The 15,844-nt window shown below is 69.5% G+C and carries 13 protein-coding genes; 8 read left to right on the top strand and 5 right to left on the bottom strand.

Translation table 11 applies throughout. From position 1 onward, the window contains the following. Window positions 1-5 precede the first annotated feature (5 nt). Window positions 6-467 carry a DUF1707 SHOCT-like domain-containing protein gene (locus ACFO5K_RS12075; protein WP_378560542.1) on the bottom strand — a complete coding sequence of 154 codons (462 nt, stop codon included), beginning with the start codon at window positions 465-467 and terminating at the stop codon, window positions 6-8. 165 nt (window positions 468-632) lie between these two features. Here ACFO5K_RS12075 and smc point away from each other — a divergent pair, with 165 nt between their 5' ends. Next, window positions 633-4,241: a chromosome segregation protein SMC gene (smc, locus tag ACFO5K_RS12070; protein WP_378560539.1), complete on the top strand. Its 3,609-nt coding sequence runs from the start codon at window positions 633-635 to the stop codon at window positions 4,239-4,241. A gap of 45 nt (window positions 4,242-4,286) precedes the next feature. Here the strand turns inward: smc and ACFO5K_RS12065 are convergent, their stop codons facing one another. Beyond that, a complete protein-coding gene (locus ACFO5K_RS12065; protein WP_378560536.1) occupies window positions 4,287-4,676 on the bottom strand; it encodes a DUF2237 family protein in 390 nt (129 codons plus the stop codon). A gap of 154 nt (window positions 4,677-4,830) precedes the next feature. Between ACFO5K_RS12065 and ftsY the strand changes: the two genes are divergently transcribed. The 6 genes from ftsY to ffh all read left to right on the top strand — a co-directional run bounded on the left by ftsY (window position 4,831) and on the right by ffh (window position 13,008). Continuing rightward, entirely contained in the window at window positions 4,831-6,462 is a 1,632-nt protein-coding gene (gene ftsY, locus ACFO5K_RS12060; protein WP_378560533.1) for a signal recognition particle-docking protein FtsY, read from the top strand. Window positions 6,463-6,752: 290 nt separating this feature from the next. Then, window positions 6,753-8,069: an ammonium transporter gene (locus ACFO5K_RS12055; RefSeq protein WP_378560530.1), complete on the top strand. Its 1,317-nt coding sequence runs from the start codon at window positions 6,753-6,755 to the stop codon at window positions 8,067-8,069. A 4-nt stretch (window positions 8,070-8,073) separates the two neighbouring features. Further along, window positions 8,074-8,412: a P-II family nitrogen regulator gene (locus ACFO5K_RS12050; RefSeq protein WP_378560527.1), complete on the top strand. Its 339-nt coding sequence runs from the start codon at window positions 8,074-8,076 to the stop codon at window positions 8,410-8,412. Between the two features lie 99 nt (window positions 8,413-8,511). Beyond that, entirely contained in the window at window positions 8,512-10,929 is a 2,418-nt protein-coding gene (locus ACFO5K_RS12045) for a [protein-PII] uridylyltransferase (RefSeq protein WP_378560524.1), read from the top strand. Window positions 10,930-11,063: 134 nt separating this feature from the next. Then, a complete protein-coding gene (locus ACFO5K_RS12040) occupies window positions 11,064-11,378 on the top strand; it encodes a hypothetical protein (RefSeq protein ID WP_378560521.1) in 315 nt (104 codons plus the stop codon). A 55-nt stretch (window positions 11,379-11,433) separates the two neighbouring features. After that, window positions 11,434-13,008, top strand: a complete 1,575-nt coding sequence (ffh, locus tag ACFO5K_RS12035) for a signal recognition particle protein (protein WP_378560518.1) — start codon at window positions 11,434-11,436, stop codon at window positions 13,006-13,008. Between the two features lie 57 nt (window positions 13,009-13,065). Here the strand turns inward: ffh and ACFO5K_RS12030 are convergent, their stop codons facing one another. Then, window positions 13,066-13,857: a 3-oxo-5-alpha-steroid 4-dehydrogenase gene (locus tag ACFO5K_RS12030; protein WP_378560515.1), complete on the bottom strand. Its 792-nt coding sequence runs from the start codon at window positions 13,855-13,857 to the stop codon at window positions 13,066-13,068. 112 nt (window positions 13,858-13,969) lie between these two features. Here ACFO5K_RS12030 and ACFO5K_RS12025 point away from each other — a divergent pair, with 112 nt between their 5' ends. Beyond that, a complete protein-coding gene (locus ACFO5K_RS12025) occupies window positions 13,970-14,779 on the top strand; it encodes a nuclear transport factor 2 family protein (protein ID WP_378560512.1) in 810 nt (269 codons plus the stop codon). Between the two features lie 52 nt (window positions 14,780-14,831). On the opposite strand, the gene ACFO5K_RS12020 is transcribed toward ACFO5K_RS12025, so the two are convergent. Both ACFO5K_RS12020 and ACFO5K_RS12015 read right to left on the bottom strand, forming a co-directional pair. Next, complete coding sequence (locus ACFO5K_RS12020) at window positions 14,832-15,320, bottom strand: DoxX family membrane protein (protein WP_378560509.1); 489 nt, start codon at window positions 15,318-15,320, stop codon at window positions 14,832-14,834. Continuing rightward, window positions 15,313-15,786 carry a DoxX family protein gene (locus ACFO5K_RS12015; protein ID WP_378560506.1) on the bottom strand — a complete coding sequence of 158 codons (474 nt, stop codon included), beginning with the start codon at window positions 15,784-15,786 and terminating at the stop codon, window positions 15,313-15,315. The genes ACFO5K_RS12020 and ACFO5K_RS12015 overlap by 8 nt, the downstream gene beginning before the upstream one ends. Window positions 15,787-15,844 lie beyond the last annotated feature (58 nt).

Below are 15,844 nucleotides of genomic sequence, written 5' to 3'. Positions count from 1 at the left end.
GGTCGCTAGTGCGGGTCGGCGCTCTTGCACTGCTTGCGCAGCTGCCGTAGGTGGGTGCTGGTGCCCGGCGTGGCTTCCCAGCCCGTGACGACCCGGAACAGCAGCACCGCGCCCCACGGGCCGATCACCCACATCGGCCAGAAGTAGGTGAGCTCGCCCGCGGTGAGCGAGATGAGACCCCAGATGACGAGCACGATGATGCTCACGCCCAGCCAGCTGCCCGCTTCGATGCGCTGCCAGACGGGGATGCGCGGTTTCGGGGCGGGCGCTGGTTTCCGGTCCACCGGTGCCGGCAGATCGGAGAGCACCAGGGCGAGGTCGTCGCGGGTGGTCGTCTCGTAGACCTTGGCGACTCGCTGGTCGTATTCGGCCAGGTCCAGCCTGCCCTCGGTCAGATGGGTACTCAGTTGGGCGACGATCGCATTGCGCTCGGCGTCGGACGCGCGCGTGCCGGGAGCGATATCCATATCGACGACCTCTCGTTCACCAGGACAGTGACCTACTGCACTCCAGCGTCCACCCTCCACTGTGTAATGTCAACCCCGCGCCATGCTGAGTCCGACCTGTGCGAGCAGGTCGGACGGCTCCGATAGGGTGAGGACTCGCCCGAATTCCCGGAGAGGCGGTCCGTTTTGCATTTGAAGAGCCTCACGCTGAAGGGGTTCAAGTCCTTCGCGTCCGCGACCACTCTGCGCTTCGAACCCGGCATCACCTGCGTCGTCGGCCCGAACGGTTCCGGTAAGTCAAACGTGGTCGACGCCCTGTCCTGGGTGATGGGTGAACAGGGCGCCAAGGCGTTGCGCGGCGGCAAGATGCAGGACGTCATCTTCGCGGGCACCACCGGGCGGGCCGCACTCGGCCGCGCCGAGGTGACCCTGACCATCGACAACTCCGACGGCGCGCTGCCCATCGACTACGCCGAGGTCTCGATCACCCGGCGGATGTTCCGCGACGGCGCGGGTGAATACGAGATCAACGGCAGCAGTTGCCGGCTGATGGACGTGCAGGAGCTGCTCTCGGATTCGGGCATCGGACGGGAGATGCACGTCATCGTGGGGCAGGGCCAGCTCTCGGCGATCCTGGAATCGCGGCCCGAGGACCGGCGTGCCTTCGTCGAAGAAGCCGCGGGCGTGCTCAAGCACCGCAGGCGCAAGGAGAAGGCGGTGCGCAAGCTCGGCGCGATGCAGGCCAACCTCGCCCGGCTCACCGACCTCACCACCGAACTGCGCCGTCAGCTCAAACCGCTCAGCCGCCAGGCCGAGGTGGCCCGGCGCGCCCAGACCGTGCAGGCCGACCTGCGCGACGCCCGGCTGCGCCTGGCCGCCGACGACCTGGTGACCCGCCGCGGCGAACTGCAATCCCAGCTCAGCAAAGAGGCATACGCCCGCGAACAGCAGATCACCGTGCAATCCGAGCTCGACGCCGCCAATGCCGCACTGGCGCAGCAGGAATTCCAGCTCTCGCGGCTCAATCCCAGCGCCGAGGCCGCCGCGCAGACCTGGTTCCAGCTGTCCGCGCTGGCCGAACGGGTCAACGCCACCATCCGCATCGCCGCCGACCGCGCCCGGAATCTGCACACCGAGGCGCCCGTGGGCACCGGCCGCGATCCCGAGCAGCTCGAAGCCGAGGCCGACCGGGTCGAAGCCGAGGAAGCCGAACTGCGGTACGCAGTGGAGATGGCCACCGAAACCCTCGAGGCCGCCCGGGAAGCGCTCGCCGACCGGGAACACGCCGCCAAGGCCGCCGAGCAGGAACACCTGGCCGCGGTGCGCGCCATCGCCGATCGCCGCGAGGGGCTGGCCCGGCTGTCGGGCCAGGTCGACAACCTGCGCACGCGCGCACAGTCCGTGGACGCCGAGATCGCGCGGCTGTCGGTCGCGATCGCCGATGCCCGGCATCGTGGGGAGTCCGCGCAGGTCGAATACGACTCGGTGCAGGACGAACTCGGCGAACTCGACGCGGGGGAGAAGGGCCTCGACGCCCAGCACGAACACGCTGTCGCGGCCCTGGAGCTGGCCGACGAGCGGGTGCGTGAACTGCGTGAACAGGACCGCGAAGCGAGCAAACTGGTCGCCCGCCTGGGCGCGCGGATCGAGGCGCTCGGGATGAACCTGGCCCGCAAGGACGGCGCGGCCTGGCTGCTCGAACACGGCGTGCACGGCCTGGGGGAGCGGTTGTCGGGGCTGTTGCGGGTGCAGGCGGGTTTCGAACCGGCCGTCGCGGCGCTGCTCGGCCCGCTCGCCGACGCCATCACCGCGCAGACGGCGAGCACCGCCGACGCCGCCGTGCGTGAACTGCGTTCCGGTGACGGTGGCCGGGTGGCCTTCGTCTTCGCCACCGACGGACTGGTTCCGGCCGAACGCGGCCCGCTGCCCGCGGGTGCACGCTGGCTCGCCGAGGTGATCGACGGTGCCGACCAGGTGCGTCCGGCCCTGGCGGCGCTGACCGCCGGGGTGGTGATCGCCGACGATCTGGCCGGGGCCACCGAACTCGTCGCCGACCGGCCCGAACTGCGGGTGGTCACCCGCGACGGTGATCTGGCCGGTTCCGGCTGGATCATCGGCGGTTCGGAGCGGATGCCCAGCCAGCTCGAGGTCCAGGCCGACATCGACGCCGCCACCGCCGAGCTGGCGGCCGCGCAGCGCCGGGCCGACGAACTCGAGGCCGCCCTGGCCGGCGCGCTCGCCGAGCAGGCCGATCGCAAGGACGCCGCCGACCACGCGCTGCTGTCGCTGCACGAATCCGATCAGGCGCTGCTGGCGATCTATGACCGGCTCGCCCGCGTCGGCCAGACCGCCCGCGCCGCCCAGACCGAGGGCGAGCGCCTGACCACTCAGCGCGCCGAGGCCGAAGCCACCCGCGAGCAGTCGCTGGCCTCGCTGGCCGAGCTCGAGGACCGGCTGCGCCACGCCGAGGTCGAACACGACGACAGCGACGACAGCTACGGTGCCGCGGGCACCGAGACCGCGGGGCGCGCTCGCGAGGAGGCCGCCGCGGCGCTCGCCGAGGCCCGCACCATGGAGGTCGAGGCGCGGCTGGCCGTGCGCACCGCCGAGGAGCGCGCGGAATCGGTGCGGGGCAAGGCGGATTCGCTGCGCCGGGCCGCACGCGCCGAACGTGAGGCGCGGGTCAGGGCCGAGCGGGCGCAGGCCGCCCGGCGCCGGGCCGCCGCCGTGGCCGCCGCGGTCGCCGAGTCCGGGTCCGAGATCGCGCGCGAACTCGAGCGGGTCGTCGCCGCGGCGGCGGCCCGGCGCGACGAACTGGTGCGCCGACGCGGGGAATGTGCGACCGCGGTGGAACAGGTGAAGGAACGTTCGCGTGCCCTCAACACCCAGCTGGCCCAGCTCACCGACGCCGTGCACCGCGACGAAGTCGCCAAGGCCCAAGCGGCCCTGCGTATCGAGCAGCTCGAGACCACCATCTCCGAACAGTTCGGCATCGCCCTCGACGATCTGGTCGCCGAATACGGTCCGGATGTGCCGCTACCACCTTCGGCGCTGGAACTGCAGGAGTACGAAGATGCCAAGGAGCGCGGTGATCAGGTCACCGCGCCCCAGCCGATGCCCTATGACCGCGCCACCCAGGAGCGCCGCGCCAAGCGCGCCGAGAAGGACCTCGCCACCCTCGGCAAGGTGAATCCCCTGGCGCTCGAGGAGTTCGCGGCGCTCGAGGAACGCTACAACTTCCTGGCCACCCAGCTCGAGGACGTCAAGAAGGCCCGCCAGGACCTGCTCGACGTGGTCGCCGAGGTCGACGCCCGCATCCTGCAGGTGTTCACCGAGGCCTACGCCGATGTGGAACGCGAGTTCGTCGGTGTGTTCGCCAAACTGTTCCCCGGCGGCGAGGGCAGGCTGGTGCTCACCGATCCCGCCGACATGCTCACCACCGGCATCGAGGTGGAGGCCCGCCCGCCGGGCAAGAAGGTCAAGCGCCTGTCGCTGCTGTCGGGCGGCGAGAAGTCGCTGACGGCGGTGGCCCTGCTGGTCGCCATCTTCCGGGCCCGGCCCTCGCCGTTCTATGTGATGGACGAGGTGGAAGCCGCCCTCGACGACACCAACCTGCGCCGCCTGATCGGCCTGTTCGAGCAGTTGCGCGAGAAGAGCCAGCTGATCGTGATCACCCACCAGAAGCCGACCATGGAGGTCGCCGACGCGCTCTACGGCGTGAGCATGCGCGGTGACGGCATCACCCAGGTGATCTCCCAGCGGCTCAATCGGGCCCGGGTGGCCGACGCCGACTAGGTGGGCGCGTCGGCCTAGTCCCGCTCGATACCGGGGCTCGCGGCGCTACAGGAGGTCGCTGACGTCGTCGGGCACGTCGACGGCGTATTTGCGCAGGATGTCCATCGAGATGACCTCGAGCGCGTTCTCGTGGGTCGCGGCCAGCACCACCGGCGCGGCGACACCGTCCTCGTGCGCGTGCAGCCACCGGACCGCGACCACGCACCAGCGATCGCCGGGCTGCAGACCGGGGAAGTTGTTCTCCGGGCGCGGAGTACTGAGGTCGTTGCCGATGGAGGCCTGATGCTCCAGGAAGTCGGCCGTCACGACGGTGCACACGGTGTGGCTGCCGAGATCCTCGGGACCGGTGCTACAACAACCGTCCCGGTAGAACCCCGTGAGAGGATCGGCGCCGCATTCTTCGAGCGGCCCCCCAAGCACGTTTCGATCGGTCACTCCGCCGATCCTATGGGTCGAGCGCCAGAAGTTCCGCAGGACAACGAATCTGTAGTGTTTCCGCCACGCGGCGACCCGCCCGGATCGTGCGATCGAACCGCCGCGTCGACGCCGCCGACGTGCCGCGACGAGCTCGCCGAATAGACTCGGCCAAGTGAGTTCGCAAGCGTGGATCCTGATCGCCGCGATCGCCGCCGTCCTGTTGGTGGCGCTCGTCGCGGGTTTCGTCCTGTACAAGCGGCGCCAGATTTCGCTGGCCCCGCCCGAGCCGGACAAGGAGTTGACGGATCGTTCCGGTGGTTACACCGCGTCCGGCGGGTTCAGCTTCAGCCAGGGCGGGGCGACGGCGGCGACCCTGCCGCGTCCCGAACCGGTGCCCGAGCGCACCGACACCGAGGGGCAGCCCCACGTCGGTGACGACGCCGCGGTCCCGCGCGACGCCACCCGGCGTGACATCACCGATGTCCCGCTGCCCGAGCGTGACGTCGTGGCCGAGGAGACCGTGGCCTCTCCCGAGGACACGCTCACCCCGGTCGCCCCGGCCGAACCCACCACCGAGACCGCTCCGGTCGATACCCCGCCCACTGATACCGCGCCCACCGAAGTAGCGCCCACTGAAGTCGCGCCGACCGAAGTCGCGCCGACCGAAGTCGCGCCGACGGAAACCGCGCCGACCGAGCCCGCTCCCGCCGACACCACGCCCACTCGCCCCACTCCCGCCGACACTGCCCCACCCGTCGCCCCCACCGCGCCGGTCGAGCCGGCCACCGCCCCGGTCGCCCCGGCCCCGGCGGAGACCGCCCCGGTCGCAGCCCCCACCGAGGCCGACGCGGTCGCCACCGCGATCGAAGAGATCGACCCCACCACCGGCCGCCTCGTTCGCCTGCGCGGTCGCCTCTCGCGTTCCCAGAACGCTGTCGGCAAGAGCCTGCTCGGCCTGCTCGGCGGCGGCGATCTCGACGAGGACTCCTGGGAGGAGATCGAAGACACCCTGGTGCTGGCAGATATCGGCACCGCGAGCACCGCGACGATCGTCTCGCGGCTGCGCGAGGAGATGGCCGCGCGCAGCGTGCGGACCCCCGAGCAGGTCCGCGCCACCCTGCGTGACGTGCTGATCGAGGCGTTGCGTCCCGAGTTGGACCGCTCCATCCACGCCCTGCCCCACGGTGACCATCCGGCGATCCTGCTGGTGGTCGGTGTCAACGGCACCGGCAAGACCACCACCACCGGCAAGCTGGCCCGCGTGCTGGTCGCCGACGGCCGCCGGGTGCTGCTCGGCGCCGCCGACACCTTCCGCGCCGCCGCCGCCGACCAGCTCCAGACCTGGGGGGAACGAGTCGGCGCCGACACCGTGCGCGGCAAGGAAGCCGCCGACCCGGCCGCGGTCGCCTTCGACGCCGTCGCCGCCGGTATCGACCGTGGTGTCGACGCGGTCCTCATCGACACCGCGGGCCGGTTGCACACCAAGACCGGCCTGATGGACGAGCTGGGCAAGGTCAAGCGCGTGGTGGAGAAGAAGGCCGAAGTCGACGAGGTGCTGCTGGTCCTCGACGCCACGGTCGGTCAGAACGGTTTGATGCAGGCCCGGGTGTTCGCCGATGTCGTCGACATCACCGGTGTGGTGCTCACCAAGCTCGACGGCACCGCCAAGGGCGGCATCGTGTTCCAGGTGCAGCACGAGCTCGGGGTGCCGGTGAAGCTCGTCGGCCTGGGGGAGGGCGCCGACGATCTGGCCCCGTTCGAGCCGAACGCCTTCGTCGACGCTCTGCTCGGCGGCACTTCCTAGCCGTGCGGCCCTGCCCGCCCGGTCCGGTGACCGGGCGGGCAGCGCTGTCCGCTGGGCCGATTCGCCACGCCGCGGCCCCGCGCGAACGGGCGGCAACCCGCGCCCGCGCGGCCACCTCACCGTCGTCCGCGCGGCTCGGCGAAACGCACGAAACCTGACAGCAACACAACTGTGCGACCCGTTCACGCAGGCGAAACACCACAGCTCAACGAATGAAACACCGAGTAGCGACCCTTTTCTACAGGTCCTTACGCCGTCACCGGCGGGGCCCGAGATGAGGAGGACTAACGGTGGTGAATCCCGTATTCCTGGCGAGCGCCGACGCGCTCGACACAGGTGACACGGCCTGGGTACTGACCAGTGCGGCTCTCGTGCTGCTGATGACGCCCGGGCTCGCGTTCTTCTACGGCGGCATGGTCCGTAGCAAGAATGTCCTGAACATGATCATGATGAGCGTCAGCGCCATGGGTGTGGTCGGGGTGCTGTGGGCGCTCTACGGCTACTCGATGGCCTTCGGCACCGACAAGGCGAGCCTGATCGGCGATCCGACCGAGTTCTTCGGTCTGCGCACGCTGTTCACCGGTTTCGGTGACGACGCCGCGAACCTGCCGCTCACCGGCACGATTCCGGTGCTGGTCTTCGTGGCCTTCCAGGCGATGTTCGCGATCATCACCGTGGCCCTCATCTCGGGTGCGGTCGCCGACCGGATGAAGTTCAGCGCCTGGCTGATCTTCGCCGCGGTCTGGGTCAGCGTCGTCTACTTCCCGGTCGCGCACTGGGTGTGGGGTGGCGGCTGGATCATGTCCAAGGTCGAGGCGATCGACTTCGCCGGTGGCACCGCGGTCCACATCAACTCCGGCGCGGCGGCGCTCGCGCTGGCCCTGGTGCTGGGCAAGCGCAAGGGCTGGCCCAAGACCCCGTTCCGTCCGCACAACCTCCCGTTCGTGATGCTCGGTGCCGGCCTGCTGTGGTTCGGGTGGTTCGGTTTCAACGCCGGTTCGGCGCTGGGCGCCAACGGCACCGCCGCGGCCGCCTTCGTCACCACCCTGGTCGCCACCGCGGCCGCGATGCTCGCCTGGCTGCTGGTGGAGAAGTTCCGTGACGGCCGGCCCACCTCCCTCGGTGCGGCCTCGGGCATCGTGGCCGGTCTGGTCGCGATCACCCCCGCCTGTGCTTCGGTGAACGTGCTGGGTGCGCTGGCGATCGGCGTGATCGCGGGTGCGGCGTGTGCGCTCGCGGTCGGCCTGAAGTTCAAGTTCGGCTACGACGACTCGCTCGACGTGGTCGGCATCCACCTCGTCGGTGGTGTGCTGGGCACCGTGCTGATCGGCCTGGTCGGTACGGCCGAGGCCCCGACCGGTGTCGACGGTCTGTTCTACGGCGGCAGCTTCGAACTGCTGGGTCGCCAGGCGCTCGGTGCCTTCGCGGTGCTGGCCTATTCGCTGGTGATCGCGACCGTGATCGCGCTGGTCCTGAAGGCCACGATCGGGCTGCGCGCCGATGCCGAAGAAGAAGCCGCGGGCATGGACGAGTCCGAACACGCCGAGACGGCATACGATTTTGCTGCTGTGAGTGGCACGGCACGGACTGCCGTCAAGGAGGCATGACGTAATGAAACTCGTTACCGCTATCGTCAAACCGTTCACCCTCGAAGACGTCAAGGCCGGACTCGAGCAGGCGGGTGTGTTCGGCATGACCGTCAGCGAAGTCCAGGGCTATGGCCGGCAGAAGGGTCACACCGAGGTCTATCGCGGAGCCGAATACTCGGTGGACTTCGTACCCAAGGTCCGGGTCGAGGTCGTCGTCGACGACGCCTCGGTGGAGAAGGTCGTCGAGGTGATCGTCGAGGCCGCGCGGACCGGCAAGATCGGTGACGGCAAGGTCTGGGTGACCCCGGTCGAAACGATCATCCGCGTCCGTACCGGCGAACGCGGTACCGACGCACTGTAATTCGTCGTCGGAGCGTCCGACGACGTAGGGACCAGCGCCGGCCCCGCTCACACCGAACTTCGGGAGGGCGGGGCCGCGTGCGTGAACGGCGGTGGGGCAGTGGCACATCAGAACGGCGGTATTCAGCACAACGGGGCGGCCGACCTGGTCAGGGCCAGGGCGCAGCTGCTCGACAGCGCGGGCGCGCGCACCTCGCGCCTGGACCCGCAGGCACTGCGCGCGGCACTGGTCGATCTGTTCGAACTGTGGCTCACCAACAAGGGCAACGAACTCGGCATCACCGCCGACAGCGGCCTCGCGATCGTCGCGGTCGGCGGTCTGGGCAGGCGCGAGATGCTGCCGTACTCCGATCTGGATCTGGTGTTGCTGCACGACGAGGTGGACCCGGCCGTGGTCGCCGAAGTCGCCGATCAGCTCTGGTATCCGCTCTGGGACGCCCACATCAAGCTCGACCACAGCGTGCGCACGGTGCCCCAGGCGCTGCGGGTGGCCGCCGAGGACATGATCGCCGCGCTCGGTCTGCTCGAGGCCCGCCACATCGTCGGCGACGAGGATCTGAGCAATCTGCTCATCGGTGGGGTCCGCCGGGAATGGCGTACCGGGATCCGCTCGCGTTTCGACGATCTCATCGCCCAGACCACCACCCGTTGGCAGCGCAGTGGTGAGATCGCCCACCGCGCCGAACCGGATCTGAAGAACGGTCGCGGCGGCCTGCGCGACATCCAGTTGCTCGATGCGCTCTCGATCGCCCAGTTGACCGACGCCATGCCGGGTCTGGGTCCCGAGGTGCCCGGTGGCGGCCTGCTCCAGGCGCACCGCAGGCTGCTCGACGTCCGCACCGAACTGCACCGGGTGGCGGGCCGGGCACGCGATCAGCTGCGTGCCCAGGACGCCGATGAGATCGGGGCCGCGCTGCGCATCGGTGACCGGTTCGATCTGGCTCGCACCCTGAGTGATTCGGCGCGCACGGTGAGCTACTCCACCGAGGTGGGCATGCGCACCGCCGCGGGCGCGCTGCCGCGTCGCGGGCTGGCCCGTCTGCGCCGGATACCGGTGCGCCGCCCGCTCGATGAGGGCGTGGTGGAGCACTCCGGTGAGGTGGTGCTGGCCCGCGACGCGCGACCCCAACGCGACCCCGGCCTGATCCTGCGGGTCGCGGCGGCCTCGGCGCAGACCGGCCTGCCCATGTCGGCCACCACCCTCAACCGCCTTTCCGAGGACGCTCCGGAGCTGCGTGAGCCGTGGCCCAAGGACGCGCTCAACGATCTGCTCGTACTGCTGGGCGCGGGCCGGGGCGCCATCGACGCGGTCGAAGCCCTGGATCGAACGGGTTTGTGGGGCAGGCTCTTTCCCGAGTGGGGCGCGGTGCGCGATCTGCCCCCGCGTGACGCGCTGCATACCTGGACCGTGGACCGCCATCTGATGGAGACCGTGGCGGGCGCCGGTGCGCTGAGCACCCGGGTCGCCCGGCCCGACCTGCTCGCCCTCGGTGCCCTGCTGCACGACATCGGCAAGGGCCGCGCCGGGGATCACAGTGTGGTCGGTGCGGAACTGGCCACCCACATCGGGCGCAGGCTGGGTCTGTGGCCCTCGGATGTGCGGACCCTCAGCGCGATCGTGCGCCACCATCTGCTGCTGCCCGACACCGCGACGCGCCGCGATCTCGACAACCCGGCGACGGTGCGCCGCGTGGTCGACACGCTCGACGGTGATGTCGGTTTGCTCGAATTGCTGCACGCGCTGGCCGAAGCCGATTCGCTGGCCACCGGCCCCGGTGTCTGGGGCGACTGGAAGGCCTCGCTGATCGGTGACCTCGTGCGCCGCTGCAAGCTGGTGATGGCGGGCGAACCGCTGCCGCGACCGGAACCGATCGACGCGCAACTGCTGGCACAGGCCCGGGCCGGTGGCGTGCACGTCCGGCTGGCCGCCGGGGAGAGCAAACACACCTACGTCGTCACCGTGATCGCTCCCGACGCACCCGGTCTGCTCTCCGAAGCGGCCGGGGTGCTGGCGCTGCACTCGCTGCGGGTGCTCTCGGCATCACTTGGCGCGGCGGGGGATTCGGCGATCGACACCTTCGTGGTGATGCCCACCTTCGGTAACCCGCCCGAGGCGGGGCTGCTGCGCCAGGAACTGATCCGCGCCATCGGCGGCGCGCTGAATGTGTCCGAGGTGCTCGCCACCCGCGAAGCCGAAACCGTCGGCCGCTACGCGCGCGCCCGGCCACGGGTGCTCTGGCAACCGACCGGCACGCCGGGGCAGGTGATCATGGAGTTGCGCGCCGAGGACCGGATCGGGCTACTCAGCAGGCTGGCAGGTGCTTTCGCGGCGGTCGGGGTGAATGTGCGCTGGGCCAAGGTGGTCACGATGGGCCGGGCCGTGGTCGACGCGTTCTGCCTCGATCTCGGCGACACCGACAGCCCGGTCCTGCGCGATCGCATCGAAAAGGCCGTCCTGGCCGTGGTTCCGCAGCCGGCACCGGCTCCGGCGCCCACCGAATCCGAGGCCGCCGGCTGATCGGCGAAGGACACGGTTTACTCACCGATTGCTATCAGGTTGCCATGCATTGTTAACTGCCTGCCCGATAAGTCGATATAGGACCTATAGCATTCCTTGAGTCTGGCTGTCACTCGTTCGAGGGGAGCAGATCCGTGGCTATCGAAGTCGTGTCCGCATCGATGATGACCAGCGACGCCACCGCGCACATCGCGCGATGTGTCGGTGGTGACCTGTGGGTGGTTTCGTGGTTGCCGGGCCGCACCCTCAGCGGTGCGCAAGCCCTGGCGGCGATGACCATCGCCTCGACCACCGCCCACCACGTCGATTCCGCGGAATCGGAGTGGAATCGGATCGAGGCGCTCTCGCGTGAACTCGGGCTCACCGGGCGCGAAGCGGTGTACCTGGTGAACATCGAGAATCACGAGCTGCGCCGCACCGTGCCACCGCACGTGCGCTCCGGGGAATAACACCCATTACCCTGGGAGGGCAATAGAGGTCCCTTTCAGATCAGGAGCGCGATCGGTGTTCGAATCCCTGTCCGACCGGCTTACCGGTGCACTGCAGGATCTGCGCGGTAAGGGGCGGCTGTCCCCGGCCGACATCGACGCCACCGCGCGTGAGATCCGCCTCGCCCTCCTCGAAGCCGATGTGGCGTTGCCGGTGGTGCGCGGCTTCATCGCCAACGTCAAGGAGCGCGCCAAGGGTGCCGAGGTCTCCGCGGCGCTCAACCCCGCTCAGCAGGTCGTCAAGATCGTCAACGAGGAACTCGTGGCGATCCTCGGCGGTGAGACCCGCCGGCTGAACCTGGCCAAGAACCCGCCGACGGTCATCATGCTGGCCGGTCTGCAGGGTGCGGGTAAGACCACCCTGGCCGGCAAGCTCGCCAAGTGGCTCAAGGGCCAGGGGCATCAGCCACTGCTGGTGGCCTGTGACCTCCAGCGCCCCGGCGCCGTCACCCAGCTGCAGGTCGTCGGTGAGCGCGCGGGCGTGCCCGTGTTCGCACCGCACGGCGGCACCACCATCGCCGGGGAAGGCGCGCCGGGTGCGAACCCGCTCGGCATCACCGCCGCCGACCCGGTCGCGGTCGCCGCCGCCGGTATCGAAGAGGCCAAGACCAAGCAGTACGACGTCGTCATCGTCGACACCGCCGGTCGCCTCGGTATCGACGAAGAACTCATGCGCCAGGCCGCGGGCATCCGCGACGCCGTGCAACCCGACGAGACCCTCTTCGTGCTCGACGCGATGATCGGTCAGGACGCGGTGAGCACCGCCGAAGCCTTCCGCGACGGTGTCGGCTTCACCGGTGTCGTGCTCACCAAGCTCGACGGCGACGCCCGCGGTGGCGCGGCGCTGTCGGTGCGCAACGTCACCGGCGCGCCGATCATGTTCGCCTCCACCGGTGAGAAGCTCGAAGACTTCGACGTCTTCCACCCCGACCGGATGGCTTCGCGGATCCTGGGCATGGGCGATGTGCTCACCCTCATCGAGCAGGCCGAACAGGTCTACGACGCCGAGCAGGCCGAGGAGACCGCCCGCAAGATCGGTAGTGGCGAGCTCACCCTCGAGGACTTCCTCGACCAGATGCTGGCCATCCGCAAGATGGGCCCCATCGGCAACCTGCTGGGCATGCTGCCCGGCGCGGGTCAGATGAAGGACGCGCTCGCCCAGGTCGACGACAAGCAGCTCGACCGGGTCCAGGCGATCATCCGTGGCATGACCAAGGCCGAGCGGGACAACCCGAAGATCATCAACGCCTCGCGGCGGCTGCGCATCGCCAATGGTTCCGGTGTGCAGGTCTCCGACGTCAACCAGCTCGTCGACCGGTTCTTCGAGGCCAAGAAGATGATGGCCGCGATGGGCCGGCAGATGGGGATGCCCGGTGCGCGCCGCGGCAACAACAAGAAGGGCAAGAAGGGCAAGAAGGGCGGTCGCGGGCCGACTCCGCCGAAGGCACGTGGCGGTTTCCCCGGCATGCCCGCCGGGATGCCCGGCCTGCCGCAGGGCATGGACCTGTCGCAGATGCCGCCCGGCCTCGATCAGTTGCCGCCCGGACTGGACGGCATCGACCTGTCACAACTGAAGTTCCCGAAGAACTGAGTGCCCCGCCCACGCCGCGGTCGGATCGTTGCGACCGCGGCGTTCGCGTGGCCGGACTCAGATCAGGCCGGGGATCAGGGCCTTGCGGTCGGTCGGGTAGTCGGCGAACTTCTCCCGGTACCAGCGGTGTGTCGCGAAGGCGCGCGGTACCAGGTTGCCCGCGGTGATCAGCAGGATCACCACACCGGCCAGCGACCACGTCAGCAGCGCGAAACCCGCCCAGGCGATCAGTTCGCCCAGGTATGCGGGGCTGCTGACCAGACGGAAGGCGCCGCCGCGCGGGATGCGGTACTCCGCGGCGCCCGGATCGTTCTTGTCGCGCAGGTTGCGCACGATCGACTCCGAGTGCACCAGCAGCGCGAAACCGCACAGGTACACCACCAGGCCGAGCAGGAAGCGCGGGTCGGTCAGCCACGCGGTGCTGTACTGGTTCAGGTAGTCGTGGCTGAAGAACGCGCCGTTGAGGTAGCCGTGCAGTGCGGTCACGAACACCCCGGCCGCGACCACCGAGAAGTTGAAACTGCTCGTCTTGCCCGGCACCTGCCGGATCGAGAGTGGGAAGAACCAGCCCCGGTTGGCGTAGTGCAGTACCCAGATCGCCGCCAGCACCAGTGGTGTGGGCGAGAACGGATCGGGACCGGTGAGGTAGAACACGGCGAAGACCACGGTGGCCGGTAGTTCCATCAGCCACCAGCCGAGCTTGGGGTTGAGGTTCAGCCCGATCTTGGTCGAGGTGAAGCGCCCGTACGGACTCTGGGCGAACATCCCGCCGATCATGACGAAGGCGGCGAACGCGAAGCCGATGGTGAGCACGGTGTCGTAGGTGGTGTTCCCGGTGTACCACTGCATCGAGATTCTCCGTCGAACAGGGCGAGGGCGCGATGGCGCGATCGCCGATCAAAAACTAGAACACGTTCTATCATGGATGCGGCGAGACCACGACGACGTGAGGACGAGAAATATGCCGCTGGACCCGACCTCGGAACGCTTGCTGGCGGCGGTGCACGCCTCGCCGCGCGCGGTGGCGGCACACGACAAGGACGCCTGGGTCGCCCTGTTCACCGCCGAGGCCGCCGTCAACGACCCGGTCGGCGCCCCGGCCCATGTCGGTACCGAGGCGATCGCGCGGTTCTACAACGCGTTCATCGGACCCAACAGCATCGCCTTCCAGGTCGACCGGGATCTGGTGGCCGGGCACACGGTGGTCCGCGATCTGCACATCCGGACGACCATGTCCACCGGCGCCACCATCACGGTGCCGATGCACCTGCGCTACGACCTGGTCGACACCGACGGCGGTTGGCGGATCGTGCGCCTGGCCGCGCACTGGGAGCTGGCGGTGATGATCACCCGCCTGCTCGGCACCGGTAAGGCCGGAGTGCTCGCCGGCGCCAAGCTGGGGCCGCAGTTGATCCGGGAGCTCGGGATGAGCGGCGCGGTCGGCATGATGCGCGCGCTGCGCGGTGTCGGTGGGAGCGGCAAACGCCGGGTCGGGCACCTGTTCGCCGCCGCGGCCGCCGCGGACACCGGGCGCGTGCACGAGCTGCTCGGCGGCCGCGCGGTGGTGGAAGTATCGACCGGAGGTCCCCGCACAGCCGCCGAGCTCACCGATATCGCGCGCAACATGGAATGGGACAAGATGATCGCCGCCGGCCGCACCGTCAGCGCCAGCCTGCGGATCGGCGAGGCGCACGGCGTGGCCTTCGTGGAATTCGCGCCCAGCTCGTCCGACATCGACGCCGTGACGATCTTCCTGGACCGAGAACCGTAGATCTGGACCGTGGGCCTTCAACCGAACAAGAGGCGGTGTGGCCCAGCTCGGGCTACACCGCCGGCGGTACCCCGGCCCTCACCCCGCTTCCGATGCTCGCCGGGATCCGGTCTCCGTGGGCGGCGAGGGCCAGTAGCAGCGCGGCCGCCGCGGCCGTGAACACCGACGCGTTCAACGGTGCCTCGGGACCCGAGAAGACCGCCATCGACAACGCGAAGCTCAGCAGGGTCGCGAAAGCGGCCAGCGCCGACCACCGCAGGGCGAACCCGAGTAGCAAGGCCACGCCGAGGACCACTTCGACCACGGTCGCCGCCCAGCCGAGGACCTCGACCAGCGCGGTCGGCAGATAGGGCGCGAGGCTGTGCAGATACGTGAGGAAGGCATCGAAGTCACCCCAGGCGACCTGCCCGGTCCCGGCCGCACCCCACAGGCCGAAGCGGTCGGCGACCGCCGAAAGGAAGCCCGCCGCCAGTGCGAGACGGGCGAAGACGGTGGCCGCCCGCCACGCCGTGTTGCGCTGCTCGGTCGAGACCTCAACCATTGGTGCTCGCCCGCTCGGTGGCTGCCCGCCGAATGGCCGCTCGCTCGGTGGGAGCGGGGCCCCACCGCAGCAGCTCGCGCACCTCGGCGGGCCAGTTCGCGATCGCCACACACGCCATGATCATCAGGTGCAGTGGTGCCGAGACCTCTTCGTAGACCGGCGCGTCATCGATGACATGGGTGGTGACCGCCCCGGTCAGCAACAGCACCAGCGCGCCGGCGCCGAGGAACCGTGTCTGCCTGCGGGGGATGATCAGCAGGATCGCGCAGACCAGCTCGATCACGCCGACCACGTAACGCATGTTCGGGTCGAAACCCCAGTCGGCGAACTTCTCGGCGTATGACGGTCCGAAGAAGGTCGCGCCCGGCCAGAATTTGGTGAGGAAGCCGACGAAGAACTCGAGCGCCAGAAACCAGTAGAAGCCGGTGCGCAGCCAGTCGGGTATGCGGTGGGTCGGGATGGTCACGGTCGGGTCTCCTCGGTGAGGTGTTGTCACACCGGCGCGGGTCGGCCGGTCATAGGTA

Source organism: Nocardia halotolerans (assembly GCF_042650145.1).
In the GTDB taxonomy this organism is placed as follows: Bacteria; Actinomycetota; Actinomycetes; order Mycobacteriales; family Mycobacteriaceae; genus Nocardia; species Nocardia halotolerans.
Note: the sequence above shows the minus strand (reverse complement) of the source record. Positions and strands in the feature narration are given on the sequence as shown.

Excerpts from the sequence above, each read along its gene's own strand:
- ACFO5K_RS12075 (WP_378560542.1), bottom strand. The coding sequence starts at position 467 with ATGGATATCGCTCCCGGCACGCGCGCGTCCGACGCCGAGCGCAATGCG.
- ACFO5K_RS12025 (WP_378560512.1), top strand. The coding sequence starts at position 13,970 with ATGCCGCTGGACCCGACCTCGGAACGCTTGCTGGCGGCGGTGCACGCC.
- ACFO5K_RS12030 (WP_378560515.1), bottom strand. The coding sequence starts at position 13,857 with ATGCAGTGGTACACCGGGAACACCACCTACGACACCGTGCTCACCATC.
- ACFO5K_RS12020 (WP_378560509.1), bottom strand. The coding sequence starts at position 15,320 with ATGGTTGAGGTCTCGACCGAGCAGCGCAACACGGCGTGGCGGGCGGCC.
- ACFO5K_RS12050 (WP_378560527.1), top strand. The coding sequence starts at position 8,074 with ATGAAACTCGTTACCGCTATCGTCAAACCGTTCACCCTCGAAGACGTC.